This window comes from Paenibacillus lupini (assembly GCF_011761355.1).
Classification (GTDB): domain Bacteria; phylum Bacillota; class Bacilli; order Paenibacillales; family Paenibacillaceae; genus Pristimantibacillus; species Pristimantibacillus lupini.
This window is the reverse complement of the sequence record NZ_JAASRW010000004.1, coordinates 647,667-673,142: the sequence shown is the minus strand read 5'-3', so window position 1 is coordinate 673,142 and position 25,476 is coordinate 647,667. Positions and strand designations below refer to the sequence as shown.

Here is a 25,476-nt window from a genome sequence, read left to right as displayed (position 1 = left end):
CCAAGAAAATATGGCGGAGAGAGAGGGATTCGAACCCTCGCACCGCTTACGCAGTCTAACCCCTTAGCAGAGGGTCCCCTTGAGCCACTTGGGTATCTCTCCATGGCTCCCCGAACAGGACTCGAACCTGTGACAACTCGATTAACAGTCGAGTGCTCTACCAACTGAGCTATCAGGGAATACATCCATCAATTGCTGCTAATTTACTTACTTTAGAAGTACTTTTGACTTGCTCTTTTCTTTCATTTCAACCGCTCGTTTACCGCGGCGACAAGTAATAATATATCATGGTCATTTCAGAAGGTCAAGCGTTTTTTAAAAAAAGTTTTCCGCGACATTTTCCGCATACATAACGGGTAGTATCCAGCCTTCTTTTACGCGGATATTCCGTACCACAGTTCTGGCAGACAAGCATGTATTTATAAGGCGCAGGCGCCTTTGCCGCACGTTCCGGAAGTGAGTTGCAATAACGGGATCCGCCAACATAAGCGAGCAGCTTTTTGAAATCCTCATCCCGATGCTGATACCCTCTCTTCATAATATGGAGATGATAATGGCACAGCTCATGCTTAATAATTTTTTCGGTTTCTTCAACACCAAACGCAGCCAGCTGATGCGGACTGATCTCAATATGATGTGACTTTGTAAAGTAACGGCCGCCTGTAGCCTTCAGCCTGCCGTTGAACGTCGCCAGATGTTTGAATGGTCGTCCAAAGCTTTCGAGCGATACACGCTCTACCCAGTGCTGCAGCTCTTCATTATTCATTGTTATCGTCATAGTATTCTCCCCCACTACTTGAATTTTAAAGCGATCATAGGCTACACTGTCAAGTAGCAATCATTATAGAACGTGCTTACGAGGGGAGTTTACTTACACTATGCCTACTATGCGTTATGTCCTTATGAACAGCAGCAGCAACATCTTCTTTGTTGAAATGCCGGAATCTCATGCTTATCAGCTCAGCGCGCTTAATCTGCGTCTTCATAAAGAGATCGACAAGCTGACTGCTGATCATGTGCCTCAACTGCCGTACGCTGTCGCAGAATGCGATAATGTAGAGCTGCACGACAGCTCGATCCGGATTGCATCCGGTCTTGATTACATTAATGAACTGGAACGTGATTTTGCAGCTGTGAAGGAATCGGCTTACCCGCTGATTGCCCTGCTTACTGAGATCCGCGCGCTGCAAGCTCAGCTTGAGCAGTGGTACGAGGAAGAAGAAGTCTAAAATAGGACCTGCACGGACATTCGCCCTTCCCCATATCGTATTAGTACATCAGGTATGGCCGGAAGGAGAAGATACGAATGCCACAATGGCTCTGCAATCAAATGATGCGTGCGTTTCAAAAGAAAGACCTTAGGCAGATTAAACTGCTGAATGAATGCTGGTATTTTTATCGCAGCAAACAAACGACGAAAACAGAGGACGGCGACCGTCCCGAAATAACGCTCCACTAATTCAACGAAAAACTCCCGCAGCTAACAGCTCCGCGGGAGTTTTTTGCATTTATTTATTATTTCACGCCGTTCCAGAACGTGATCTCTTCCAATGGAAGACGTACAGTTGGACGGCCTTCTTCTTTTGCTTTGCCGATTGGAAGCACGAGAAGCGGCAGGTAACGCTCTGGAATTTCGAAGAAAGCTCTCAGCTTATCACGGTCATATCCACCCATTGGCACGGTGTCATAACCTTTAGATTTAGCAGAAAGCATGATTTGCATCGATACAAGACCCGCGTCAAACGCAACGATTTCTGTTACACGTTCCTTCGGAATCGTAGGGAACAGCTTCGTGTAGTGATCTGTGAAGCGCTCAGCAATCTCTTCCGTCATATAACCAGCTTTAACAGCCGCTCCGTTAATCTCACCAAGCCTAGTATAGAATTCCAGATCGCCAAGAATAACAACAACTGCAGAAGCATCAACAACTTGCTGCTGGTTATTGGCAATCGGCAGCAATTGCTCCTTCAAGCTTTGATCCGTTACAACAAGGAAACGCCAGGATTGTGTATTAGCAGAAGATGGTGCTTTTGTTGCCAGTTCCAAAATTTCTTTAATTTCTTCATCTGAGATTTTGAACGAAGGATCATAATGACGAACAGAACGACGGGAAGTCAATACTTCAGTAAATTCCGTTCCAACATTTGTTTCAATAGCCATTGTCGGTTCCCTCCAAATTTGGTTATCTGTGTTACAGATTGCTCAGTTAAAATCATAAAAAGGCATCTAAGACATTGACTGTGAATCATTCACAGTATTAACTGCGTATAATTATACACAGTTACAAACAAACTCAAATGCCGATTTCGCCGCTGTAGGTACGCCCGAATCTGTAACAGTTTTGATAACAGTATAAAATTAAGACGGCGGAAAGTCAACAGGGTCAGTGTGACTATTTTTCCGCCGCTAATGTTAATTATTCAATTCCATTCGTTTCAACGTACAGATCCGTTCAGAAAGCTGGGCAATTGTAACCTGCCCCAGCACTTCGATCGTTCTACGTTCCACCTCATCAGTTATCTCCATAAAAGCAACACGCATTTCCTGACCGAAGTCATGGATACCGGTTGTGTCGAGCATTCCGCTGCATAAGGGCTTCCCTACACGCAAAGCTAAATAAACGTCAGCAAGTGTAATGGTCTCCGGAGAACGCTTTAAGCGATAGCCTCCAACTCTACCCTCTCTTGTCTCAAGCAATTGCTCACGAGCCAGCTTGGCAAGAACACGGCGAAGCATCGTAGCTTCCGATTTCAAATGCCCGGCGAGCTCAGCGCTTGTGCAGGCATTTGGTTTGCGTGACAATACAACAAGTGCTTGCAGAGATAAACCGAACCATTTGTGATTGGGTGCACTGCTGCATCGCTCGGGCTGTTTATCTGATTGATTGTCAGGCTGAATGATGATGTTCATCCTCTCCTTCCCAAGTAGGATCTTAGAGGCTCATCTGTATTATAGTGTTGGTCCTTAAGGCCAGCAAGCACGAAATTATGCCTGTTTGCGCATCGTGAGCGAGACTCTGCCCTTTTTCAGATCAACGCCAAGCACCCATACGGTGACATTGTCGCCTACAGAAACGACATCCATTGGATGCTTCACGAATTTGTCGCTCAATTGCGAGATATGGACAAGGCCATCATTCTTAATGCCGATATCGATGAAGGCACCAAAGTCGATAACGTTCCGTACTGTACCGTGCAATTCCATTCCTGGTGTAAGATCTTCAATATTCAATACATCCGTATGGAAAATTGGCGGCGGCAGTTCTTCGCGCGGATCACGCCCCGGACGAAGCAAGCTCTCGATAATATCCTTCAGTGTTGGCACACCAACGCCAAGCACAGCTGCAATCTCGACTGGATCAATACCAGACAACTTTTCTTTCAGCTCATCGGTGCCAATTTGATTCAGCTTGAGACCAAGCTGACCAAATAGCTTATCTACAACATCATACGATTCCGGATGAATTGGCGTACGATCCAATTGATTAGCCGCTTCCGGAATTCGCAGGAAGCCTATACATTGCTCATAAGATTTGGCACCAAGCCGCGGTACCTTCTGCAGCTGGCCGCGCTTCGCGAACCGACCGTTCTCTTCACGATATTTGACGATGTTTTTCGCAATCGTTGCATTGATCCCCGCTACATAAGAGAGCAGAGAAGCAGAAGCCGTATTCACATCGACACCAACATGGTTAACCGCCGACTCGACAACACCGCCAAGACTTTCGTCGAGACGCTTCTGACTCACATCATGCTGATACTGCCCAACGCCGATAGCTTTAGGCTCAATCTTCACCAGCTCAGCCAGCGGATCCTGCAGACGGCGTGCAATGGAGACGGCGCTGCGTTCTGCAACGTCCAAATCCGGGAATTCCTCAGCAGCCAGCTTCGATGCAGAATAGACACTTGCTCCTGCTTCGCTGACAATAATATATTTCAATTCGGCAGCTCCGGTACGCTTGCGAATTAATTCGGCGATGAACTGCTCCGTCTCTCGGGATGCCGTTCCGTTACCAATTACAATCAAGGTGACGCCATAGCGGTCAATCATACCGTTAATCGTACGTTCAGCTTCCACCACTTTATTGTTGGGAGGTGTAGGGTAAGTAACGGCTACTTCCATCAGTTTGCCGGTATCATCAATAACCGCAAGCTTGCAGCCTGTCCGATAAGCCGGATCGACGCCAAGAACAACATTGCCGCGAACAGGCGGTTGAAGCAGCAGATTACGCAAATTCTCCGAGAAGATCGAGATCGCATGCTCTTCCGCCTTCTCAGTCAGCTCTCCGCGCACTTCTCGTTCAATGGATGGAGCGATAAGCCGTTTGTAGGCATCCTCAATCACATTAACCAATACATCTCGAACGCTAGGAGCTGTTTGCTGACGCAGCACCTTGCGTTGAATAAACTCATGAATCCGATCAGACGTCAGATCAAACGTGACACGCAGTACATCTTCCCGCTCCCCGCGGTTAATAGCGAGTACTCGATGAGGCGGCAGTTTGCGTACAGGCTCCTGGTAGTTATAATACATTTCGTATACGGATTCCGTCTCAGCATTCTTCACATCGGTACGAAGCAAAGCTTGATCAAATGTATGCTTCCTTACCCAGGCGCGGATGGCTGCATCATCGGCAATATTTTCAGCCAGAATATCCATTGCACCTTGAAGTGCTTCTTCTGTTGAAGCAACTCCTTTATCAGCATCTATGTATTTAACGGCCTCTGCAAGCGGCTCTCCTTGACGTGGTTGTGCCCACAGCCACAGAGCAAGCGGTTCTAACCCGCGCTCTTTCGCCACGCTGGCGCGTGTTTTCCGTTTTTGCCGGTAAGGGCGGTACAAATCTTCAATTTCCTGCAGCTTGCCTGCCGTTTGGATCGAAGCGCGAAGCTCATCCGTCAATTTGCCCTGTTCATCAATCAGACGAATAACTTCCCGTTTGCGATCTTCCAAATTACGCATATATTGCAGCCGCTCTTCGATAGCCCGGAGATCATTCTCATCAAGCTCACCCGTCATCTCTTTACGATACCGGGCGATAAAAGGAATGGTGTTCCCTTCATCAAGTAAAGAAACTGCTGCTTTCACTTTCGTAATAGGGATGGACAGCTGTGATGCCATTCCTTTAATAATCTGTTCGTTCTCAACAGCAATCTGCTCGGGTGTCCGTTTGCCTGTGCTTGCAGCTTCCTCTTCCACTTGCTTCACTTTGATATCCGCCAAACAACTGCACGTCCTTTCAAATTCATATATCCAAAAGACCATAACTACATTGTCTCAGATTTGAAACCGCTTTTCCATATTTGTGGAGATGAAATAAAAAGAACCGTCGGTATCATCACCAACGGTCCTGATTTGAAGCTCTTATCTTACGTATGGATTATTCGCCATTTCGAATCCGATTGTTGTCTTTGGTCCATGCCCGGAGTATACCGTAACCTCAGGCGGAAGCTTATACAGCTTCGTCTTGATTGAGTCAAACAAATCCCGTTCACGGCCGCCAGGAAGATCGGTCCGCCCAATAGATTGTTTAAACAAGACATCTCCAGAGAACAAGTCAGTGCCGCAAAGGAAGCTTACGCTGCCCGGTGAGTGACCTGGGGTATGCATCACTTTAAACGTTTGGCCGATGAAGCTCAGCGTCTGGCCTTCATCCAGCGCATATTCAGCTGGGCTTGTTGTTAATGGCGGTGTTACATCCGACCAGCGGAGCGAACCATTCTTTTTCGCATCCGTCAGCCAGTCCGCTTCAAGATCATGAATGTACACCGGACATCCTGCTGCTGTCCGTACTTCTTCCACACCGCCCATATGGTCAAAATGAGCATGGGTCAGTAAAATGGCTTCAATCTTCACATTGGCGATCCGATCGAGGAGTCGTTTTGGATTCATGCCTGGATCAATAACAATTCCGCGTTCCTCGCCTGTCTGTTCATTTTTCTCCGTCAATAAATAAGCATTCGTCTGTATCGGACCAAGTGTAAACATTTCTATACGCATTCTCGTAAAACTCCAATCTAATGGTTTATACCGATTCAATCAAGGCCCGCAGCTCTTGAACAACGAGAGCTTGATAACCTGTGCCTTCGCCGTAACGCCGCATAATTTCCTGTCTGGTCACAGTAAGATTCTCCTGATAATCCGCTGCTTCACGATCAGGATTTGCCTTTTTGAAGTTAACCATCGGCTCTTGGATGTATGTAGGTCTTGGCCCCCATGTGCCATGCACATTTCCTTCGGCATCTGCTACAATGACAACCGGCACGGAGCGACCGCCCATCGTGAGGAATTGATCCATCGTGTCGAGATTTTCTTCCATAATGAGAACCTCTGTTGGAACATTGCCCGCTTCAAGTGCACGGAATACAACCGGAATATTGCGTACAACGTCGCCACACCAGTCAGCCATCAGAATAAGGACACGCAAATCATTACGGCCACTCAGTGATTCGAAAAATTCACGGTCGCTATTATCAGACCATTCAAACTTATCATACCAGCCTTGAAAAGCTTCCTTATTCTTCGTCATGCCTTCAATAAACTGCTCCGGACTAATACCTTTGTTTACTTTATCTGCAACGCTTCTGCTCATGTTCATCCCTCTTCCTCTTTGTTATACGGATTTCCCTTTGGAGCGAATAAACTTGTAGACGACGTACACAATCAACAGGGCAATAGCGATCAAGATAGCCGGCTGTACATATTGAGCTGCTTTATCGTCGATATCTTCCCAGTTCTCTCCTAATGTTTTACCCAAATGAACAAATAAAATCGTCCATGGAATCGACGCAAGCGCCGTCAGCAATGTAAATAGGGAGAACGACATCTTCGCCATACCCGCTGGAACGGAAATAACCTGTCGCATTACCGGTATAAAACGAGCTGTAAATACAATACCCGCTCCATATTTCTTAAACCAGTTTTCTGCAATATCCACATGCTTCATCTTAATCTTAATATACTTCCCGTATTTCTCCACTAGCGGACGGCCGCCAAATCGTCCAATACCATACAAGATCCAGTTTTGCGCGACCGCGCCTACTACACCAAAGATAATAGCACCAAAGTAAGATATTTCACCTTTTGAAACTAAATATCCGCCATAGCCCAATACAATTTCACTCGGAATAACCTCTATCATTAATCCAATTAATATGCCGAAATAACCAAGACTTTCAATCCATAACAGAATCTCGTGTAACAGATCCGAAATCCAACCCAACTACATCATTCCTTCCATCCTAAATAATAGCAATTGACTGTATTCTACCATACGAAGTGGATGAGCATCCACCCGACCAGAGTCGGGCATATCCGTGAAAGCGCATTAGGCCCAGCAGTCATGTACGGACAAGCCCGAGCATACACTAGCATCATCTTCGAATCTACTCCCGCTTAAATATAGAAGAGGAGGAATTCTTATGTCTCGTGTATTCATCATTCATAAAAAGCATGTCCAGCTGTTTGTGTTCGTGACGCTTATCATTCTGATGGCTGCCGTCTATCTAAGCTGGGAACGAACACGTACCGCAAGTGGTCAGCCAACAGAGGTGCAGACCATCAAGCTTGTAACCGGCGAGTTCAGTTCGACGACTGAGGACGGCAAGAAATTGGAGGTCTACCGCTGGGATCCTGGCACAATCAGCCTGCGTAAAGGCGAACCAGTTGAGCTCCAAATCAGCGGCGTAAATGGCAGCAGTCATCCCTTCATCATCGAGGGCCTTGGTATTAAAGGAGAAGTGAAAAAAGGGAAAACAACGGTTGTCCGATTTACACCCGAGCGGGCTGGCACCTATCCCATTATATGCCTCGTCCATACCGATATGAATAATGGCGGTCCGATGGTGGGCTACATCGAAGTCCATTAACAAACGTTAATACGTATTTCTTCTGTGACCGTCTCATTCTCAGACGCATATTTATGGGTTAGAGAGGAGTCGGTTCACCATGAAGTCATCCGCCCAGAAACATACGACCGGCCTGCCGTCCGCACGAAAAATCCGCCGCGCCTGCAGCAATGAACTATATCGAACCGTCAAACGGTTAAAGGTATATGTGCCGAAGGAGAAGATGGATCAGGCCGAGACCTTGTACTACAAAAAGGTTATTCTAAACCTGCTTTATATTGCGGAGAATGAGAAAAACCGCAAAGTGCTGTCCGATTGGTGGGACGAAAACGTCAGCGAGGAGATCGCCGAGTTGTGGGAGGTCGACCCCACCCAGCTTCGTCGGGCGTTCAGAGATGCGTTCGGTGGATAAATAAACACCACGAAAAAGCTGCCGAGCGATCGGCAGCTTTTTGTTTGAGGTATCTTATCTCCATATACGCTTAAGCTTTAATAGCTCCTGAAGGTATCCATATATGGAAACAGGACTCATAATAATCTGATAAATGATAATGAATAAAATAAAGCCCGTGTTGTTCCTTCTCACTTTTAGATCCAATGCTCGAAAGACCGACTTCTGATAACGGTACAGAATCATATAACTTAATATCGTAATCGGCAGTACAAGAAGGGTCAAAGGTCCCGCAATCCAATAGATACCAAATAAAGCCAGAACCAATCCCGGCAGCCAAAAGAACGTATAGGCAGCGTCCACATAAGGCAAGATCAGATTAACACCAGTTAAATATTTGCCGTACATGCGCGGCTGCTGCCAGGGCTTGACGGCTTTCAGTCCCTCAATCATTCCTCTCGCCCAGCGGCTTCGCTGTATGCTGAAGGATTTGAAGGATGCGGGGACGCTTGTAAACGCAACGGATAATGGCTCAAAGAACACACGAAAGCCCTTCTTCAAAAACTTCCACGTCAGTACGATATCCTCACCAATGACATCATCCCAGCCGCCAATTTCCTGAATAACCTTAGTTCTATAAAGACTAAACGCCCCTTGGGCAACAAGTGTTTGCTGATACATCCCCTGAAGTCGTTTTACAGAGGCTATGGCAAGAAAGTAATCCCACTCCTGAATTTTGGTCCATATATTCTGACGGCTGTTGCGGACAAGTACTGCCCCAGCAACTGCACATACGTCTTCCGGTGCACTCATCATCCTGCAGACGATAAATCGAATCGCCGAGGTGTGAAGCAAAGTATCCGCATCCAAGGTAATCATTAGCTCTGTTTCAACGTACGATAGGGCCGTATTCAGGGCGTAGTTCTTCCCTGCTTTCTTTTCCGTAACAACTTGCAGGAAAAGTCCCAGTTCCTTCGCCACCTGATCAGCAACATCAACCGTACTATCTGTACAATTATTATCGATGAGTATGATCTGAATATCACCTTCATAATCCTGCTTGGACAGCTGCCTTAGGGTGTCACCGATATTCTTCTCTTCATTCCATGCAGCAATTAGAACAGTTACCGGTTGTTTGGGATACTCCACCTTAAACTCTGGCTGTCTGTCCATGAGCAGACTGCCTACCATAAAGCTAATCAAATAACCGGGAATATAAGCTATACCCGTTATAATCAATATAGCTCCCAGCAATGTGACGACATGTCCAAGCGATACGATCCAGGGTCGAGAAATATAAATTGAAAAAAGCAGCCAAACTAATGCGAAGCAATGACCTATTATAAATTTATATTTAATTGGCACATAAAATTTAGGACTAGACAGTTTGCTCTTGTTGTAAGCCTTCAATTTGTTATCACATCCAATGAATTAACTCTAGCAAAAAGCTCGAATTAATACATTAGAACTATATGGAACGCAATATAAAAGCCCCAAATAAAAAAAACGAACAGCTCATGAAAGCTGTTCGTTTTCGAATCTGCTAGGAAGTTAATAGTAGTTGTTCATAATTGGTGAATCCACTTTATTCTGCAAAGTAGCAAGTCTTAAAAGAACCGTGCTGATCTGTGCTTTGGTTACTGGTGCATCAGGATTAAACTTTCCGTTATCTGTTGTCAGCAAGCCAAGCTTAATGGCAATAGTTGCTGCTCCTTTATTCTTAATTTGACCAGCATCCTTCAATTTTGTCACATCCGTATCGTTCGCCATAAATTCAGACAACTTTTCATATTTAAGCAGCTTTGTCAGCCATACTGCCAAATTGCCGCGGGTCAAAGCCTGCTCAGGATGCAGCTTTTGAGTTGGCGAAGCTTGCAGGAAGCCTCTTTGCACCAAATAATCCACGGCATTCGCATATTCGCTGTCGAGCGGAATATCAGCAAAGCGCTGTTTTTCCGGTGTGTTATAATACTGTCCTGCTCCAAAGCTGGCGAGCAGAATATTAACCCAATCCCCGGTATTAACCGTTTGGTCCGGATGGATGAGTCCATCGGATTCCGGTTTGATAACGCCATAATTGAACATAATCTCGAGCGATTTGGAAGCCCAATGTTTCTTCGCGTCTGCTGGCAGCTCGCCCTTCTCTTCAGGCATACCAAGGAAATTATACTGTTGCTCCAGCTTGCCGCTAATCGCATTTACAAAGATGCTTATGTTGTTCTCAAAATCTTTTATTACAGGTGAATAAACAAGTTTCACTTGCTGTTCCTGAAGCTTACCAGCAACATAATTGCCGCCGATTGTCACATACTGCAGCTCGGCACTAAGCGCATCACGATACACCTTGAGCGCTTCTTCCTCCGTAACCTTGGCGGTTAAGGAATCAAGCTTACCAAGCGTATCCACTGGAGTCGTCGTAGAATAATACTGCTGCAAATTACCTTTACCATCGAGGTTAATCTGAACGGTCGACGGCTGGATTGGCTTATCTTTATAGAACTGCTGGAACAAGTAAGTATAAGCAATATCAGGACCGTATGAAAAATTGCCCGGACGCTCAATCAGCTTCAAATCGCCTGATGCGTTCGGATAAAGCTTTGTAACCAGATCTTGTGCCTTGGCTTTGGCTTCTGATTCTGTAATAGAAGACTGTGCTGCTTTCTCTGCTTCATCTCCAGAGGATCCATCAGACGAATAAGAATAGGTGAAAAATTGAATGAGCCGCCCAGTTGCAGCATCTACTTCCGCATGGATTTGTTCGCCGCCAAACGGATCTCCAGATGAGATATTCCAAACCTTATGACCATTCCGATTACTGCTAATTGAGCCTTGTTCTTCCGATAACTTTCGTCCCGAAGCGGTGGCCACAACGGCTACTGCCTCTTCCTTAGTCAGTTCCTCCCCTTTATGCGGCTGGAACGGTGCTGCAGTCGAAGAAATGGCGGAATAGCCGGCTTCCGGAAGGGAATCTACAGCCTGACCATTTTCGTCAAGATATTTTCCTGAGTTCGCATCAATTAAGCCAGTTCCGCTTGTTGAAATATAGCCAAGACGGTAGTCTGACGCCTTGAGCGGAGAATTGTAATAATCGGAGTTCGGGATATAAGCTAATTGAAGCTTAATATTCTTTTTCATCTTTTCTCCTGCCTCTGCCGCCGTCAGAGTCGTGTCAGGAGAAGGATAGTTCTTATTTGTGCTGGACCCGAAGTAATTGTTGATTTTACCGTTACCGTCAACCGTTACTTGAATTTGACTGTTCGACGTTGGAATACCATTCACTTGCATCTGATAAATAAAGGTATATTGCACCTGCCCAAACAAGGCTTGTGGATAATTGCTTTCTGTTGGCAAGAGCTCCAGCTTATCAGTCTTGATGGACGGCGCAGCGACTGTGATGAATTGCTTAGCAATCTTCTCCGCCTCATCCTTAGTCACTTTTGCCGGATAATAAGCGTATTCCTGATCAATTGGATAATAATATGTAAGAATATCTCCTGTTATCGCATCAATGCTGGTACTGAAACCATGTGTCCCGTTGTCTACAGCTACACTCCATTCGATTGTCCAAATCATCTCATTGCTTGGCGGATACTGATTTGGGTTCCCAAGTTGAACACTAACCGCTTCAGCATCCTTAAATTCAGGGAACAGCTTTCTAAACTTTTCGACGGCCTCATCTTTCGAGATTTTCGCCAGGCTCTCGTCCAAAACTCCCACAGTAGATGAAGATGCCTCGCCAGACGCAACCGCTATACTTGTTACAGAATTGGCTGCATGGACAAGTCCACCGAACAATGGGACCTGTAGCAAACTTAGCGATAGTGCCGTTGCCAATGCCTTACCTTTGAATGATCTTTTCATTACTTCTCCTCGCCTTCTCTCTAAATCTTGAACAACTTCCAAAATCATACACTTAACAATAAACGATGAACATGGTAGAAAAGTTTCATTTTTTTCCAAATAAAAAAACCGAACAGCTTAAATTAAGCCGTTCGGTTCTGGAATATCACGATATTTATCTTTCCTGCAGCCGGTCAACAGATACCGTCTTCGTGTTAACCGGATTGCCCCCAACTTGCACGGTAGCCATCCCTTTAGCCTCATCTACATTCTCGATCCATACGGAATCGCCGTCATCCAGATGAACTTTTATCGTAGAATCCGAGCTATAAATTTGCTTGGCGCGGTTTACGTCCATTAAATTGCTGCCTCCTTCAACTTGCCTTTGCAGGTCAGTCTTTTGTCTCCGGAACGATATAATCGGTAGTTGATTCATCGATTAACCCGTTTTGAGGGGACACAGTGCCTCCGCCTAAGCCCTCATTTACCATACGGTCAATATCCATAAAGTAATTGTCGCGGCCTTCGTCCCATTTGTCAGTCGGCGCTTTTTCAGTGTTATCATCAATTTCCATCATAGTCGGTTCACTCCTCCCTGCTGCAAGCATTATTGGTTCAAGCAAAATATACCCGTTTTGTTTGATTCTCATGCATTGCGGGAACAATAAAGCTTATATATAGCATGCTTTCGAAGCAATGAATCATCACAATAGCCCGAATGGCCATTTGGGTGATTATTCATTAAGCGCATGCTTTCGAAGCAATGAATCATCACAATGGCCCGAATGGCCATTTGGGTGATCATTCATTAAGCTTATGCTTTCGAAGCAATGAATCATCACAATGGCCTGTATGTGGCCATTTGGGTGATAATTCATTTCAGGAGGAGATACCAGATGCATACTGTGTGGAAAGGTGCAATCAGCTTTGGGCTTGTCCATGTACCTGTCAAAATGTTCTCGGCAACAGAAGATAAGGATATATCACTGCGTATGATTCACGAGCCTTGCGGCAGCCCCATCGCCTATACAAGACGTTGTCCAAGCTGCGATGTAGAAGCAGAGTGGAATGACATTATTAAAGGCTACGAGTATGAGAAAGGCCGCTATGTGCTGTTTGATAAAGAAGAGCTCGAACAGCTGGCGGGAGAGAAATCACATACGATTCAAATTTTGGACTTTGTAGCGCTCGAAGAGATTGATCCCATCTACTTCCAAAAGACTTATTATCTGTCCCCCGATCAGGCAGGAGGCAATGCTTACGGTTTGTTACTGCAGGCCATGTCCGATACGGGCAAAATTGGCGTAGCCAAAGTGTCCATCCGTTCCAAAAGCAGCCTAGCCGCTATCCGTGTCATCGATAATTGCCTGGCGATGGAGACGATCTTTTTCCCGGATGAGATCCGCTCAATCTCCCATGTACCCGGCATTCCAGAATCCGTTAATGTAAACGAAAAAGAGCTGACGATGGCCAAGCTGTTAATTGAGCAGCTGTCGACACCATTCGAGCCGTCCAAATATACCGATGATTACCGAATCAATATGCTTGAGTCTATTAACAATAAAGTGGCCGGCCAAGAGATCCGCGTCGCACCTCAACAAGAGCAAACCAATGTGCTTGATCTGATGGCAGCTCTGCAGGCAAGTCTTGAGGCAGCAAAAATGCCGCCTGGTGGAGTTGGTCTTGATACCGGCGCAGGACAAACGGCAGCTAACAGTGGTGCTCAAACCGACGGCGGCGCTGCCGCAAGCACCGATCAACCAGTAGTGAAGCCTCGTAAGCCAAGAACGAAGAAACCTAAAGCAACGGAGACCGTTTCTTAATGGCCGCATTCGTGCTCCCTTCCGAGCCGATGATTCCGATTGCGGATGATCGTATTCCTGAAGAACCTGGCTGGATTTATCAGATCAAATGGGATGGCGTCCGTATTGTGTCCACCATAAGTGAGGATGGTCACGTAGACTTGTACTCGCGCCGGCTGCTAAACAAAAACAACGTCTATCCTGAAATCCACAGGACACTTCAAGAGCAAGCTTCGCTTCTTGGTCCATGTATGCTGGATGGTGAAATCGTCTATTGGGATGGCGAACGCCCAAATTTCCAAATGGTGCTCACCCGTGAACGAAGCTTCGGCAGTGAACCTTCCCCTTCTACAAGCAAGGGGAGGGTTCTGTATGTCTTGTTTGATCTGCTGCAGGACGGTGAACAGGATCTCCGTCTACTCCCTTACGCTCAGCGGCACGAAAGAATGATAACGAAGCTGAAGCCCGTTCATTCTGACCGGCTCCTTACAGCTGACCTCTATACTGATGCAGATTCGCTGTGGAAATGGGTGGATGAACATCAGTGGGAAGGAATCGTCAGCAAGAGACTTGACAGCCCTTATAAAGAAGGCAAAGCACATCGTGATTGGCTGAAAAAAAAGCGAGCACTGCTGCTAGATGTTGGCATCGTAGGTGTCAAACGCCGTGAAGGCCGTGCGGCTAGCTTAATCATGGCCGATCAGGGCCGCTTCATTGGGAGCGTATCACTTGGCCTTGATGATGCGATGCGAGAGCTGCTTGGTGAAATGCTTCAGCTCAGGAGAAGTGATGCGCCATCATGGCCGATGCCCTTCGACACCCTGCCTTCCGAGCTAAAAGGCGAAAGCATCATTTGGCTGCCTTCACCGATGCCCTGCCGGGTAACAGGGCTTGAGCTGACATCGGCCGGATTGCTCCGGCATCCGAAGCTTGTATCCTTTGGCGCAGGAGGCCGCCTATGAATATGACGCGAACTTCATCGAAACGCTCTGCAGTTGTTACGGTCGAAGGATATGAAATTACGGTTACAAATCCGGAGAAGCCACTATGGCCGGAGCATGGAATTACCAAGCTTATGTATTTAGAAAAACTCACCATGCTTTCGCCTTTTTTGCTGAAGTACTGCAAGGATCGCTATTTGACGACCATTCGTTATCCGCATGGATATGCCGGCAAATCGTTTTATCAGAAAAATTGTCCCGTCCCTAAACCGGATTTCGTTCATACTGCTGACAGCGAGGGTATCTCTTACGTTCATCTCGACAGCCTGCCGACTTTACTGTGGCTTGGTAATCTGGCTTGTCTTGAATTCCATGCGTCTTTCGACAGAATTAATGAGCCGGATTATCCGACGGAATGGATTCTTGATCTAGATCCATCACGGGAAGATGAGCCAAGAATTATTGAAGCGGCTGCTCTGGTAGGAAAGATGCTGGAGTCTCTGAAGATCCAGTCCATTCCGAAAACTTCCGGAGCAACAGGTGTGCAGATTATTGTGCCCGTGCAGCCACGTTATACGTTTGATGAGCTAAGAAAGCTTGGCCAATTTGTCGGAGACTATCTATCCCGTGCCTATCCGCAGCTATTCACTGTAGAGAGACTGACCAAAAATCGCGGCGATCTTATTTATGTGGACTATCTGCAGCATTACCGGGGAAAAACGATATCAGCTGCTTATACGCCAAGAGCCCGCTTTGGCGCTCCAGTATCTACTCCACTTAAGTGGGAAGAGGTGTATGCCGGAGGGATCAAACCCGCTGACTTTCACCTCCTAAATATTGCAGATCGGCTGCAGCGTTATGGAGATCTGATCGACCTTGCGCAGCCGCAGGATTTGGAGCATGTGCTCAGCTTTATCGGCAGTTCAAAATAAAACCATCTTACAATAACGGTGACAATAAATGGGCAGCGGCTTCCGCTGCCTTTTGCCGATTCGACCTCATACTGAAGCTAGGCAAATCCAACTCAAGACTATCCAGCAGATCCTGTTCATAATCCCCTCGAAGCTGATCAATTGTCTGCTGATTGAACAGGACGGCATTTTGCTCAAAGTTGCTGTGGAAGCTCCTCATATCCATATTCGCTGTCCCAACTACGGCCAGCAAGTCATCCACAATCATCACCTTCGCATGAATAAACCCTTTCTGGTATCGATATACCCGTACACCCGCTTCAAGCATCCGCTCAATAAACGACAAGGTTGCCCATAGCACCAGCTGTGTATCCGCAATGCCAGGTATAATGAGACGGACATCAACTCCGCTTTTCGCTGCATTGCCAAGAGCGGCCAGCAAGCTTTCATCAGGAATAAAATAAGGCGTCGATATATAGACGCTCGACTTTGCTGCTTTCACAGCCGCGAACGCTGTCTCTAGTATCGGCTCACCACTCCGATCTGGCCCGCTTGATACAATAAGGACCGGTTCTTGCACCACATCATCCGGATCATGCTCCGGCATATACTCTGCATGCACAGGAAGACGTTCCTTCGCCGCAAGCTCCCAATCCTTCATAAACAGCTCCTGCAGGAAATATACCGAATCCCCTTCAAGCTGAAGCTGCGTATCCCGCCAGAAGCCTAGTCTTTCATCCTTACCCAAATACTCATCACCAATATTGATTCCGCCTACGAATCCGACTCTCCCATCGATGACGGCGATTTTACTATGATTACGGCTGTTTAACAGCCTCTTGAACAAAGCGGCTCTTGCCGGCAGAAAGCAGCTGACCTTTACTCCTGCTTGCTTTAATTCCTTAACATATCGCTTGCTCAAATGAACACTGCCAATCCCATCATAAAGGACACGAACCTCGATGCCTGCTTTTGCTTTTGCCGTCAGCAGGGTTAAAAATTGCTGCCCAATCCCATCATCACGAATCGTGTAATAGTCCAGGTGGATATGATGTCTGGCTTGTTCAATTGCATAAAGAATAGCCGCAAACGTCTCCTTCCCGTTTGTCAGTACCTTCACGTGATTGCCTAACGTAATTGGTCTCCCGGAGCATTCGTTCAACAGCCGGAGTAACTGCTCTTGTTCCAGCATCCCGATATTACCGAGCTCACCTATGCTGCTAACAGAGCTGGACAGCCGTTCAGCGGCTTGTTCATATTCTCTTGAAATGTCTTGGCCTGCTTTCACCCGCTTCGAACGCCCAATCATCCAGTATCCAAAGAAGCCTAAAAATGGAACAGCTAATGACAAGAAAATCCATGCTATAGCCTTAGCAGCTACTCGCCTCTCAAGCAATAAAATGATAGCAGGCTGAGCACTATACATCAGTAGTAATAAAATAATTGCAATTAGAAAGCCGATCATACCTGCACCCCATTAATCCAATCCATTCAACTAGTTTGGTCGGGCAGCTTCCAACGTATACGGTTGGATATAAAAAACAGCCTGTTCCAGCCACGATGTGGCGGAATAGACTGCTTAAATCCTCTTCGTATTCGATAGATAATGCCGCAGCGCTTCCCGCCATGGCCGAAGTGGCTCCAAGCCATTGCTGCGAATTGCACTATGATCCATAACGGAATAAGAGGGGCGCGGCGCTGGACGAGGAAATTCCGCCGTTGTACACGGTTCAATCTGTGTACCGCACCCACTCTCCTCCATGATAACCTTAGCAAATTCATACCAGGAACAGATCCCGCTGTTAGAAGCATGATAGAGGCCGTAATAATCGGTTGCTGCCAGCTCCAGTAGAAATAACGCCAGGTCATAGGTATAGGTCGGCGAACCAAATTGATCGGCAACAACCTTAAGCTGATCCCGTTCAGACGCTAGCTTCAACATCGTCTTCACGAAATTATTGCCGTACGCGCCATATACCCAAGATGTTCTTACAATAAAATATCGATCATGCAGGCTCTGTACGAGCTGCTCCCCTGCTAGCTTGGATTGTCCGTACACCGTTAATGGATTCGTACGATCATATTCCTTATACGGGATTGTCCCTGTACCGTCGAATACATAGTCGGTACTTATTGCGCATAACTTGGCGCCAATCTCTCTTGAGGCTAAAGCGATATTACGTGTCCCTGCCGCATTGATTCGGAAAGCCTCATCAGGCTCGGCTTCTGCCTTGTCCACTGCCGTATAGGCGGCACAATGGATCACCACATCGGGACGCAGCTGGGCCAATACCTCCCGGCATTGTTCCAAATTAGTTATATCCAAGACTGAACGATCAAGGCCTGTAATAGCAAACCTGCCTTTCGAGTCCATCATGACGAGTTCACGCCCCAGTTGTCCATTAGCTCCGGTAACGACTACCTTAAGCGTCCTCTGATCTACTCCGGTCATCTCGACTCCAGCTTTTTCAGCCAATCTTCATTCTGCAGATACCATTCAATCGTTGTCTTAATCCCATCCTCATAGGAACGCTTTGGTTCCCAGCCAAGCTCATTACGGATTTTGCTGGCATCAATCGCATACCTGCGATCATGACCTAGACGGTCCTCTACATGGCGAATGAGCGATTCCGGCTTGCCCAGCTCTTTCAATATGGTCTGTACCACATGAAGATTTGTCCGTTCATTGCTTCCGCCAACATTATACACTTCGCCGATTGTTCCTTGATGGAGCACCAGATCGATAGCATGACAGTGATCCTCCACATAGAGCCAATCTCTCACTTGGAGACCATCGCCATATACCGGCAGCGGCTTATCCTGCAGAGCATTACGAATCATGAGCGGTATAAGCTTCTCCGGGAATTGATAAGGACCATAATTATTCGAGCAGCGTGTAATAAGGGCCGGCAGACCAAAGGTCTCATGATAAGCACGAACAAGCAGATCTGAACCGGCTTTGCTGGCTGAATACGGACTATTGGGCGCAAGCGGAGTTGTTTCAGTAAACAACCCTTCTGAACCTAACGTACCGTATACTTCATCCGTTGATACCTGTACATATTTTGACACTTTATACGTTTTGGACAACTCAAGCAGCACCTGTGTTCCCAGCACATTCGTACGAACAAACACCCCCGGCTGCAGGATGCTTCGATCTACATGAGACTCCGCCGCAAAGTTGATGACCGCATCTATTCCATTCTCAAACCATGGAGTAAGCATCGCTTGATCAGCAATATCCGCTTTAACAAACGTATAATTGGGATGATCCTCAATAGACTTAAGATTTTCCAAATTGCCTGCATACGTTAGAGCATCTACATTAATTAATTGATAATCGGGATAATGGTTTAACATATAGTGAACGAAGTTGCTCCCGATAAATCCCGCCCCTCCTGTAATTAACAGTTTCACTTTGCATGCTCACCCCTCATATACAAAATTATTTTCCGCTTGGGCAAGCTTAGGATGCTTTGCGTCTTTATCCGACAATATCGGCTTCGTTACCGGCCAATCAATGCCAAGCGCTGGATCGTCCCAAGCGATACCCCGATCATGCTCTGCCGAATACAATGCATCGACCTTATACTGTACTTCACAGTTCGGCACCAAGGTGCAGAAGCCGTGGGCAAAACCTTGCGGTACAAGCAGCTGCCTCTTATTAGCCGCACTTAGAATAAATCCCTGCCACTGTCCATAAGCTGGTGAACCTTGGCGCATATCAACAACAACATCATAAATGGCACCTGCTGTTACCCTTACCAGCTTCGTTTGTGCTTTGGGAAGAAGCTGATAATGCATACCCCTCAGCACTCCCGCTTCAACCGACAGAGAGTGATTATCCTGTACAAAAGTATGGAGGATCCCCTGGTTCCGCGCCGTTGTCTCATTATAGCTCTCCGAGAAGAAACCTCTGTGATCGCCATATACAGGAGGCTCCAGCAATTTGACACCTGGCAGCCTCGTTTCCATCACCTTCATGCTTCACCATCCTGTAATATCAAAACTCCACTATATTATATATATTCGACATGCTCGTACTGACTCTTAGGCATACGCCATTTTTCTCCCCTCGGAGTCATATAATTCTGGCATGTTTCGAGCTTTGCGAGAATAAAAGTCAATAGAACGTTCCAATACCGGCCGGAAGGCAAGGAGGATTACAACAACTATGTTCAAAGACTATAAGCGCGCATCAGCAACCGATACGTTAATCGGACTTGGTACGCATATAGAGGGCAAATTGAACTGCGAAGCAAATCTCCGTATCGAAGGAGAGCATAGCGGAGATATTGAATGTGCTGGTGATGTCATCATCGGAGAAAACGGAATGGCCCGGTCTACGATCACCGCAAGAGATATTACGATTGCCGGGAAAGTATACGGCGAGGTAACGGCAAAAGGCAGACTGACCATTACAGCTACAGGCCAGTTGACCGGCAGTATTTCGGCTCAAGCCATCATTGTTCAAGACGGCGGTATGCTAAATGGAACCTGTCATATGGAGATGGCAAATGAGATACGGACACGTCCATTGTCGGAAACGGGCAGCGGAAGCAGCTCTACCAGTAATACGAAGGACCAAACTCGTGAGAAAGAAAAAGCACGTCAAGCCGTTTAACAATATAAAAAAACTCCGATCAGGTTCCTATTAGCAGGGTCCTGATCGGAGTTTTTTGGTGATTACGCCGCAACATCTCTCTTCTTGAAAACATACCAAGCGAGTCCTACAAAAATCACATAATAGATCGCTAATACAAAGAAAGCGAAGCCTAACGTCATGCCATCTCGCATTGGAGCATCGTCCAAATACTGTGTAAGATCAAGGTGGATGAACAATAAATAATCAGCCCACTTGTATTTGAGCGTTGCTAATAATGGAGCAAAGGAGTTGACCCCAAGAATGAGGAACAAGGACAGCCCAATGGCTAAAGCTCCACTACGGGACACCGTAGCAAGCATAAACGCAAGAGTAGTCGTCACCACAAGGGATACATATTTCAATAAGCTGTATTTCAGTAAATAAGCCGCAACTGACCCCGATACGAGCGGAGAAACGACCTCCGATGCTGTCACATCTTGATAGCCGAATAAGACGGTATTCAGGATAAAACTAAACAACAGCATAACGACAGCCATTCCAAGCGCATACAGCAGCACAGCTATATATTTGGATAACAGCACCTTTGATCTTGACCATGGACGAATCAGCAGCAGTTTAATCGTACCGCTTGTGAACTCATCGGCTACACTCCCGGAAGCAATAATGATTGTGAAAACCGTAATGAGCATATAGGAAATCATCGACTCAGTAAAAATCATGTTCCAGGCTAAAGTGTTATGCGTATCGTCTACAAAATAAGTAATAATCGAAATTGCCGCTATCAACGCAAGCATAAGGCCCAGCATCACATAGGTACGAGGACGGCGGTAAATCTTCATATTCTCATTTGCAACCAGCTTCATAAATTTAAACAATGCGTTCACCTCCTGTTACTTCCAGGAATTGATCCTCAAGCGATTTGGTTTGGACGCGTATTCCGTATACTTTGATTCCTTCCGCAACAAGTCTTGCATTAAAGGATGCCACGAAGTCACGGTTCGCTTCCAACACAATGCTATCGCCTTCCCTGAGCGCATCTTTACCAAGTTCAGCCGCAACAGCAAGCGCTTCGGCCGGCTTGTCTACTTCAAACAGAATATTCACATCACTCTGAGCGTTGATGCCGCCTTGTTGAATCGTACGTACGTCGATCAGCTTGCCATTCTGAATAATGGCTACACGATCACACATGAGCTCCATCTCCGAGAGCAGATGGCTGGAGACGAATACGGCGATGCCTTCATCCTTCGATAACTGGCGAAGGTAGTCGCGCAGCTCACGAATGCCTGCTGGATCTAGACCGTTCGTAGGCTCATCTAGAATGAGCAGCTTTGGCCGATGCAGAATTGCTTGTGCAACACCAAGCCGTTGACGCATCCCTAACGAATACGTTTTTACCTTATCATGAATTCGGGACTCCAGACCAACGAGGTCAATAACCTCCTGAATTCGCTGAGGTGTAACGCCGTCGATCATTCTGGCGAAATGAACAAGATTCTGATAACCGGTCAAATACTTGTACATTTCCGGGTTCTCTACAATTGCTCCAACATGGCGGATCGCCTGCTGGTACTGACTTCGAATACTGTATCCGCCAATTTTTATTTCACCTGAAGTCATCGCCATAAGCCCTACCATCATACGGATGGTAGTCGTCTTGCCTGCTCCGTTTGGTCCGAGGAAACCAAATACTTCACCCAGCGGCAAATCAAGCGACAGGTTGTTGATGATTGTCTTTTTCCCGATCTTCTTCGTGACCTGCTGCAACTGTACAATCGGTTGCTCCATAGTATCCTCCCTCTAATGCATCGACTATTTCCAAAATCTAGTTATATGTATTGTTCGTCTATTATAGCGAATTAAAAGTGTGAGGGAAAGTTGCGTGAGTCATTATTTAGACTTGCGAGCAGCCTGAGCAGCAGCCTAGCGGTAGAACGACACGGAAAAAGCCTGTCCGAAACAACGACTTTGCTTCATACATCCGCACCATTTTACCACAGCCCACACAATAGAAATGTTCTTCCAGTTGTACCATCATTAATTCCCTACTTTCATGTAATTATACTTTTTGTATCAATTGACATAACTTGTTACAATTCGTATCTTAACTTTATTGGATTTAGCGAAAGTTGTCAATACTTGTATACGTTTTGTCGTCTTTTCTTGCTGTAAGCGTTTACATAATATGCGATAAAAACAGCGCCCTTTAAGGCGCCGCCACAGTAGTCACACTATCTTCCATTTGCTCTTTCATGAGCTCATGAATACGTTCCCGTTCTTCTTTGTTCACAATTAAGTACCATACTGAGTTAATCGTGCTTCCAGAACCACTTATCTCAACCATATTGATATTACCGACATCTTCCCGATAATCGGTCATAAAGGTTTTCATCTCGTCGAACGTTATGTTCGTCTTCACACTGGTGCCAAGCTCTTTTAATATTTTCTGAATTTGCGTAATGTTGTTAAACTTGAGCGAGCTCTTCATCACTTCCATTAATATATCGCGCTGTCTGGCATTACGGCCGAGATCACCTCTCGGATCTTCATAACGCATTCTGGAATACAAGAGTGCCAGATTACCATTAAGCTTAAGAGGGCCTTCATTAAATTGATGTTCACCATAATAAAACGAGAACGGGTTATTCACTTCAACTCCGCCTAAAATATCTATTAAATGCTCGAAGCCTTCCATATTAATTCGGACATAGTAATCGATCGGATAATCGAGAAAATGCTCGACCGTATTTTTCGCCATCGTTACTCCGCCAAATGCGTAAGCATGGTTAATTTTATCGGTTGTCCCATGTCCGATAATCTCTGTCCTCGTATCGCGCGGAATGTTAAACATTAGAATGGATTTCTTGGCTGGATTAACGGCTAGTACAATTAATGTATCAGAGCGGCCCTTATCATTTTCCCGCTCATCTACGCCCATAACAACAACCGAGAAAGGATGGCGCTTTTCTATTAAAGCCTCTGCAACTTCCTGTGGCTTTGCCGGCACTTCCGGATCTTTGCTCACATAGACAGTTTGCTCAATTGGCTCATATATTTTCGCGGCCGTATCTTTCACTGAGCCGTATAGATGCCAAGCATAACCGGCTATCCCCAATCCAATGATAACGACTCCTGCTCCAACGCCGATAAGTGCTCTTTTCCAGACCCGTTTCACACTCAACTGCCCCCTTCTTTCCTACGGAGACCTATTCTCTAAATGGCAGCATAGTCTAGAAGCAGGTCTTCCCAATTGTCTGCCAGGATTATACGGTCATCTTCCATTAGCTCTGAACCGATCTGAACCTCGATTATCGATAGATGTGAAACAGCCCGAATCGTATGCTTCACTCTTGGTGCAATCTCGATCACATCGCCTGCCCGGATGGCTCTCCGTTCCTCATTGAGGACAGCTTCTCCCTCACCAGCCAGCACGGTCCAAATTTTTTTCCGTTTCAAATAAAGCTCATAAGCCAGCTCTTTACCCGCCATTACAGTAAGCTGTCTAGTGACGGATTGGTGACCTTCAAGAGTTGTTGTAGTGGTATGGATGACCGTCGCATAACCCCAGCTTCCTTCTTCATAACCAGACAAAAACAGCGGCTCTTCCGATCGAAATCCTTGAAGCTCCATCTCGGACTGGACTGCTCCTTTGGCTGCTACGAGAATACCTGCAGAAGACATGGCAATTGTAATGTCGTTCAGCCCCTTCAAAACGATGGGAACTGCCGAATCATTATAAATAGGATCGTTATCCGGCAATGCGGTGTGAAGCGCATCCCAGCTGTTGATGTGATAAAAAGGCAGTTCCGGCATCTTAAAGGTAGGGCAGCCTTCAACCAGTTGCTCAACGACCTGAGCTAGGCTGCTGTGCAGCTCTTCATAATGCCGATAAAGCTGCTCATATTGGAGCGGCAGCCCTTCTTGCTGCAAGCAAGAAATAACGGTCCCAAGCTGAAATGCCACTATCCCACTTCCATCGCTTGTCTGCACTAGAGATAGCTCATGCTTACGAAACTGCTCCGGCAGCTCCTTTAATGCTTCAAGCCATTCCTCGTCTTCGAGGTACAAATCAGATGGCAGCACTGCCACCGTCTCATAAAGCGGGATGGATGCAACGGAATATAAATAGACAGCAGCAAGCGCGACGGCAGGATACATCCCTTTAGCCTCAGGCTCACGGATGACATTCGAGCTGCCTTCCATCTGATTGCGAACAGTCTCCACCTGATGACGGCTAATCGCAATAAACGTATCTTGTTGCAAACCGATTTTGCCTAACTGGCTCCAAAGTCGCTGCAACAAAGATTGCCTCGCTCCTTCCTCACCAGTTATTAAGGGAAGAAGCTGTTTCGCTCGCTTGGCATGAGAAAGCGGCCACATCCGCTTGCCCTGGCCGCCGGCGAGCAATACAAGTCTCACCTGCTGCTCTCCCATTACTGCCTCCCATTGGTACCGTAATAGGCGTAGTACAGCTGGTCTTTACTTTTCTTCTTTTTGTTGTTAAGCACAACTCCAAGCAGCCTAGCCTTTACATGTTCCAGACTGGCGTACATTTTTTTCGCTTGTTGGCGCTTTGTCATCCCTACGCTAATGACCGCAACCACTCCATCACATTTGGAAGCAAGAACTAAACCATCAGTCACAATAAGTGAAGGCGGCGCATCAAACAGGATCATATCGTAATGAGCAGACAGTTCCTCTATGAGCAGATTCATTTTTTTGGAGCCAAGCATTTCGGATGGATTAGGAGGAGTAGGACCTGAACCAATGAAATACAAGTTATCTATTGAAGTAGAACGAACAGCATCCTGCCATTCCATTTGATTAGCAAGAATATTCGTTAGACCGCTTTGATTGGATTGTACAAATATCGTATGAAGCGTTGGTCTGCGCAAATCTGCATCAATTAAGAGCACCCGCTTACCTTCCTGTGAGAAAGCAACCGCCAGATTGGCTATCGTGGTCGTCTTTCCGTCGCCAGATTGGCAGGAAGTTACCATTAAGGTTTTTACAGGCGCATCAATTGATGAAAATAAAATGTTCGTTCGTAGTGAACGGTAAGCTTCGGAAATGGGAGACTCCGGATTAAGCGTCGTGATCAGATTGCTTTTTTCCATTGCGGATTGTTGCATAAGTTA

General features: G+C 46.3%; 29 protein-coding genes and 2 tRNA genes. 8 read left to right on the top strand and 23 right to left on the bottom strand.

All coding sequences use genetic code 11. The features are described 5' to 3' along the window. Positions 1-11: 11 nt before the first annotated feature. The 3 genes from FHS17_RS16375 to FHS17_RS16365 form a co-directional block, all read right to left on the bottom strand. Positions 12-102: transfer RNA gene (locus FHS17_RS16375), tRNA-Ser, on the bottom strand. Between the two features lies 1 nt (position 103). Next, positions 104-179, bottom strand: a tRNA-Asn gene (locus FHS17_RS16370). A gap of 125 nt (positions 180-304) precedes the next feature. Next, entirely contained in the window at positions 305-778 is a 474-nt protein-coding gene (locus FHS17_RS16365) for a SprT family protein (protein ID WP_243865377.1), read from the bottom strand. A 100-nt stretch (positions 779-878) separates the two neighbouring features. Between FHS17_RS16365 and FHS17_RS16360 the strand changes: the two genes are divergently transcribed. Next, the gene (locus FHS17_RS16360) at positions 879-1,229 is read left to right on the top strand and encodes a hydrolase/acyltransferase (protein ID WP_167279457.1); all 351 of its coding nucleotides are present in this window, start codon (positions 879-881) and stop codon (positions 1,227-1,229) included. Between the two features lie 77 nt (positions 1,230-1,306). After that, positions 1,307-1,459: a cortex morphogenetic protein CmpA gene (cmpA, locus tag FHS17_RS16355; protein ID WP_167279456.1), complete on the top strand. Its 153-nt coding sequence runs from the start codon at positions 1,307-1,309 to the stop codon at positions 1,457-1,459. Positions 1,460-1,515: 56 nt separating this feature from the next. On the opposite strand, the gene FHS17_RS16350 is transcribed toward cmpA, so the two are convergent. The 6 genes from FHS17_RS16350 to uptA all read right to left on the bottom strand — a co-directional run bounded on the left by FHS17_RS16350 (position 1,516) and on the right by uptA (position 7,222). Next, entirely contained in the window at positions 1,516-2,160 is a 645-nt protein-coding gene (locus FHS17_RS16350) for a nitroreductase family protein (RefSeq protein ID WP_167279455.1), read from the bottom strand. 252 nt (positions 2,161-2,412) lie between these two features. Then, complete coding sequence (locus FHS17_RS16345) at positions 2,413-2,910, bottom strand: Rrf2 family transcriptional regulator (protein WP_208420402.1); 498 nt, start codon at positions 2,908-2,910, stop codon at positions 2,413-2,415. Positions 2,911-2,985: 75 nt separating this feature from the next. Next, on the bottom strand, positions 2,986-5,223 hold the full coding sequence (locus FHS17_RS16340; RefSeq protein ID WP_279590359.1) for a Tex family protein: 2,238 nt from the start codon (positions 5,221-5,223) through the stop codon (positions 2,986-2,988). 141 nt (positions 5,224-5,364) lie between these two features. Further along, a complete protein-coding gene (locus tag FHS17_RS16335) occupies positions 5,365-6,000 on the bottom strand; it encodes an MBL fold metallo-hydrolase (protein WP_167279454.1) in 636 nt (211 codons plus the stop codon). 25 nt (positions 6,001-6,025) lie between these two features. After that, a complete protein-coding gene (locus FHS17_RS16330; protein WP_167279453.1) occupies positions 6,026-6,592 on the bottom strand; it encodes a thioredoxin family protein in 567 nt (188 codons plus the stop codon). A gap of 21 nt (positions 6,593-6,613) precedes the next feature. Further along, complete coding sequence (uptA, locus tag FHS17_RS16325) at positions 6,614-7,222, bottom strand: undecaprenyl phosphate transporter UptA (protein WP_167279452.1); 609 nt, start codon at positions 7,220-7,222, stop codon at positions 6,614-6,616. A gap of 199 nt (positions 7,223-7,421) precedes the next feature. Between uptA and FHS17_RS16320 the strand changes: the two genes are divergently transcribed. Both FHS17_RS16320 and FHS17_RS16315 read left to right on the top strand, forming a co-directional pair. Then, the gene (locus tag FHS17_RS16320; protein ID WP_167279451.1) at positions 7,422-7,868 is read left to right on the top strand and encodes a cupredoxin domain-containing protein; all 447 of its coding nucleotides are present in this window, start codon (positions 7,422-7,424) and stop codon (positions 7,866-7,868) included. 79 nt (positions 7,869-7,947) lie between these two features. Beyond that, positions 7,948-8,259: a dehydrogenase gene (locus FHS17_RS16315; RefSeq protein WP_167279450.1), complete on the top strand. Its 312-nt coding sequence runs from the start codon at positions 7,948-7,950 to the stop codon at positions 8,257-8,259. A 54-nt stretch (positions 8,260-8,313) separates the two neighbouring features. On the opposite strand, the gene FHS17_RS16310 is transcribed toward FHS17_RS16315, so the two are convergent. The 4 genes from FHS17_RS16310 to FHS17_RS16295 form a co-directional block, all read right to left on the bottom strand. Further along, entirely contained in the window at positions 8,314-9,477 is a 1,164-nt protein-coding gene (locus FHS17_RS16310; protein ID WP_243865376.1) for a glycosyltransferase family 2 protein, read from the bottom strand. Positions 9,478-9,789: 312 nt separating this feature from the next. Next, entirely contained in the window at positions 9,790-12,099 is a 2,310-nt protein-coding gene (locus FHS17_RS16305) for an S-layer homology domain-containing protein (RefSeq protein ID WP_167279448.1), read from the bottom strand. 154 nt (positions 12,100-12,253) lie between these two features. Next, entirely contained in the window at positions 12,254-12,436 is a 183-nt protein-coding gene (locus FHS17_RS16300) for an H-type small acid-soluble spore protein (protein ID WP_167279447.1), read from the bottom strand. A 34-nt stretch (positions 12,437-12,470) separates the two neighbouring features. After that, positions 12,471-12,656 carry a hypothetical protein gene (locus FHS17_RS16295; protein WP_243865375.1) on the bottom strand — a complete coding sequence of 62 codons (186 nt, stop codon included), beginning with the start codon at positions 12,654-12,656 and terminating at the stop codon, positions 12,471-12,473. Positions 12,657-12,974: 318 nt separating this feature from the next. On the opposite strand from FHS17_RS16295, the gene ku reads away from it, so the two are divergent. The 3 genes from ku to ligD are packed head-to-tail and all read left to right on the top strand — an operon-like array spanning position 12,975 to position 15,753. Beyond that, positions 12,975-13,901 (top strand): non-homologous end joining protein Ku, encoded by a 927-nt coding sequence (gene ku / locus FHS17_RS16290; protein ID WP_167279446.1) that lies wholly within the window; start codon positions 12,975-12,977, stop codon positions 13,899-13,901. After that, entirely contained in the window at positions 13,901-14,842 is a 942-nt protein-coding gene (locus tag FHS17_RS16285; protein WP_167279445.1) for an ATP-dependent DNA ligase, read from the top strand. Before ku ends, FHS17_RS16285 begins: the two co-directional genes overlap by 1 nt. After that, complete coding sequence (gene ligD / locus FHS17_RS16280; RefSeq protein ID WP_167279444.1) at positions 14,839-15,753, top strand: non-homologous end-joining DNA ligase; 915 nt, start codon at positions 14,839-14,841, stop codon at positions 15,751-15,753. Before FHS17_RS16285 ends, ligD begins: the two co-directional genes overlap by 4 nt. A gap of 7 nt (positions 15,754-15,760) precedes the next feature. Here ligD and cls read toward each other — a convergent pair whose 3' ends face one another. The 4 genes from cls to rfbC all read right to left on the bottom strand — a co-directional run bounded on the left by cls (position 15,761) and on the right by rfbC (position 19,716). Beyond that, positions 15,761-17,197, bottom strand: coding sequence for a cardiolipin synthase (gene cls, locus FHS17_RS16275; protein WP_167279443.1), 1,437 nt, complete (start codon positions 17,195-17,197; stop codon positions 15,761-15,763). A gap of 114 nt (positions 17,198-17,311) precedes the next feature. Continuing rightward, positions 17,312-18,184 (bottom strand): dTDP-4-dehydrorhamnose reductase, encoded by an 873-nt coding sequence (rfbD, locus tag FHS17_RS16270; RefSeq protein ID WP_167279546.1) that lies wholly within the window; start codon positions 18,182-18,184, stop codon positions 17,312-17,314. Continuing rightward, positions 18,181-19,149 carry a dTDP-glucose 4,6-dehydratase gene (gene rfbB, locus FHS17_RS16265; protein ID WP_167279442.1) on the bottom strand — a complete coding sequence of 323 codons (969 nt, stop codon included), beginning with the start codon at positions 19,147-19,149 and terminating at the stop codon, positions 18,181-18,183. The genes rfbD and rfbB overlap by 4 nt, the downstream gene beginning before the upstream one ends. Positions 19,150-19,158: 9 nt before the next feature. Then, positions 19,159-19,716: a dTDP-4-dehydrorhamnose 3,5-epimerase gene (gene rfbC / locus FHS17_RS16260; RefSeq protein WP_167279441.1), complete on the bottom strand. Its 558-nt coding sequence runs from the start codon at positions 19,714-19,716 to the stop codon at positions 19,159-19,161. A 190-nt stretch (positions 19,717-19,906) separates the two neighbouring features. Between rfbC and FHS17_RS16255 the strand changes: the two genes are divergently transcribed. Beyond that, positions 19,907-20,356: a bactofilin family protein gene (locus FHS17_RS16255; RefSeq protein WP_167279440.1), complete on the top strand. Its 450-nt coding sequence runs from the start codon at positions 19,907-19,909 to the stop codon at positions 20,354-20,356. 62 nt (positions 20,357-20,418) lie between these two features. On the opposite strand, the gene FHS17_RS16250 is transcribed toward FHS17_RS16255, so the two are convergent. From FHS17_RS16250 to FHS17_RS16225, 6 genes are all read right to left on the bottom strand, one after another. Further along, complete coding sequence (locus FHS17_RS16250; RefSeq protein ID WP_167279439.1) at positions 20,419-21,213, bottom strand: ABC transporter permease; 795 nt, start codon at positions 21,211-21,213, stop codon at positions 20,419-20,421. After that, a complete protein-coding gene (locus FHS17_RS16245; protein ID WP_167279438.1) occupies positions 21,206-22,126 on the bottom strand; it encodes an ABC transporter ATP-binding protein in 921 nt (306 codons plus the stop codon). Before FHS17_RS16245 ends, FHS17_RS16250 begins: the two co-directional genes overlap by 8 nt. A 106-nt stretch (positions 22,127-22,232) precedes the next feature. Continuing rightward, positions 22,233-22,376 carry a hypothetical protein gene (locus FHS17_RS16240; RefSeq protein WP_167279437.1) on the bottom strand — a complete coding sequence of 48 codons (144 nt, stop codon included), beginning with the start codon at positions 22,374-22,376 and terminating at the stop codon, positions 22,233-22,235. A 168-nt stretch (positions 22,377-22,544) separates the two neighbouring features. Beyond that, positions 22,545-23,513 carry an LCP family glycopolymer transferase gene (locus tag FHS17_RS16235; protein WP_167279436.1) on the bottom strand — a complete coding sequence of 323 codons (969 nt, stop codon included), beginning with the start codon at positions 23,511-23,513 and terminating at the stop codon, positions 22,545-22,547. A gap of 38 nt (positions 23,514-23,551) precedes the next feature. After that, on the bottom strand, positions 23,552-24,772 hold the full coding sequence (locus tag FHS17_RS16230; protein ID WP_167279435.1) for a sugar phosphate nucleotidyltransferase: 1,221 nt from the start codon (positions 24,770-24,772) through the stop codon (positions 23,552-23,554). After that, complete coding sequence (locus FHS17_RS16225) at positions 24,772-25,470, bottom strand: CpsD/CapB family tyrosine-protein kinase (RefSeq protein WP_167279434.1); 699 nt, start codon at positions 25,468-25,470, stop codon at positions 24,772-24,774. Before FHS17_RS16225 ends, FHS17_RS16230 begins: the two co-directional genes overlap by 1 nt. Between the last annotated feature and the right edge of the window lie 6 nt (positions 25,471-25,476).

Coding starts and splice junctions, on each gene's coding strand:
- FHS17_RS16335 (WP_167279454.1), bottom strand. CDS start 6,000: ATGCGTATAGAAATGTTTACACTTGGTCCGATACAGACGAATGCTTAT.
- FHS17_RS16240 (WP_167279437.1), bottom strand. CDS start 22,376: ATGATGGTACAACTGGAAGAACATTTCTATTGTGTGGGCTGTGGTAAA.
- FHS17_RS16365 (WP_243865377.1), bottom strand. CDS start 778: ATGACGATAACAATGAATAATGAAGAGCTGCAGCACTGGGTAGAGCGT.
- FHS17_RS16245 (WP_167279438.1), bottom strand. CDS start 22,126: ATGGAGCAACCGATTGTACAGTTGCAGCAGGTCACGAAGAAGATCGGG.
- FHS17_RS16230 (WP_167279435.1), bottom strand. CDS start 24,772: ATGGGAGAGCAGCAGGTGAGACTTGTATTGCTCGCCGGCGGCCAGGGC.
- ligD (WP_167279444.1), top strand. CDS start 14,839: ATGAATATGACGCGAACTTCATCGAAACGCTCTGCAGTTGTTACGGTC.
- FHS17_RS16350 (WP_167279455.1), bottom strand. CDS start 2,160: ATGGCTATTGAAACAAATGTTGGAACGGAATTTACTGAAGTATTGACT.
- FHS17_RS16330 (WP_167279453.1), bottom strand. CDS start 6,592: ATGAGCAGAAGCGTTGCAGATAAAGTAAACAAAGGTATTAGTCCGGAG.
- ku (WP_167279446.1), top strand. CDS start 12,975: ATGCATACTGTGTGGAAAGGTGCAATCAGCTTTGGGCTTGTCCATGTA.
- rfbC (WP_167279441.1), bottom strand. CDS start 19,716: ATGAAGGTGATGGAAACGAGGCTGCCAGGTGTCAAATTGCTGGAGCCT.
- FHS17_RS16225 (WP_167279434.1), bottom strand. CDS start 25,470: ATGCAACAATCCGCAATGGAAAAAAGCAATCTGATCACGACGCTTAAT.
- FHS17_RS16360 (WP_167279457.1), top strand. CDS start 879: ATGCCTACTATGCGTTATGTCCTTATGAACAGCAGCAGCAACATCTTC.
- FHS17_RS16255 (WP_167279440.1), top strand. CDS start 19,907: ATGTTCAAAGACTATAAGCGCGCATCAGCAACCGATACGTTAATCGGA.
- rfbD (WP_167279546.1), bottom strand. CDS start 18,184: ATGACCGGAGTAGATCAGAGGACGCTTAAGGTAGTCGTTACCGGAGCT.
- FHS17_RS16295 (WP_243865375.1), bottom strand. CDS start 12,656: ATGATGGAAATTGATGATAACACTGAAAAAGCGCCGACTGACAAATGG.
- FHS17_RS16315 (WP_167279450.1), top strand. CDS start 7,948: ATGAAGTCATCCGCCCAGAAACATACGACCGGCCTGCCGTCCGCACGA.
- FHS17_RS16305 (WP_167279448.1), bottom strand. CDS start 12,099: ATGAAAAGATCATTCAAAGGTAAGGCATTGGCAACGGCACTATCGCTA.
- FHS17_RS16320 (WP_167279451.1), top strand. CDS start 7,422: ATGTCTCGTGTATTCATCATTCATAAAAAGCATGTCCAGCTGTTTGTG.
- FHS17_RS16345 (WP_208420402.1), bottom strand. CDS start 2,910: ATGAACATCATCATTCAGCCTGACAATCAATCAGATAAACAGCCCGAG.
- FHS17_RS16285 (WP_167279445.1), top strand. CDS start 13,901: ATGGCCGCATTCGTGCTCCCTTCCGAGCCGATGATTCCGATTGCGGAT.
- cls (WP_167279443.1), bottom strand. CDS start 17,197: ATGATCGGCTTTCTAATTGCAATTATTTTATTACTACTGATGTATAGT.
- cmpA (WP_167279456.1), top strand. CDS start 1,307: ATGCCACAATGGCTCTGCAATCAAATGATGCGTGCGTTTCAAAAGAAA.
- FHS17_RS16300 (WP_167279447.1), bottom strand. CDS start 12,436: ATGGACGTAAACCGCGCCAAGCAAATTTATAGCTCGGATTCTACGATA.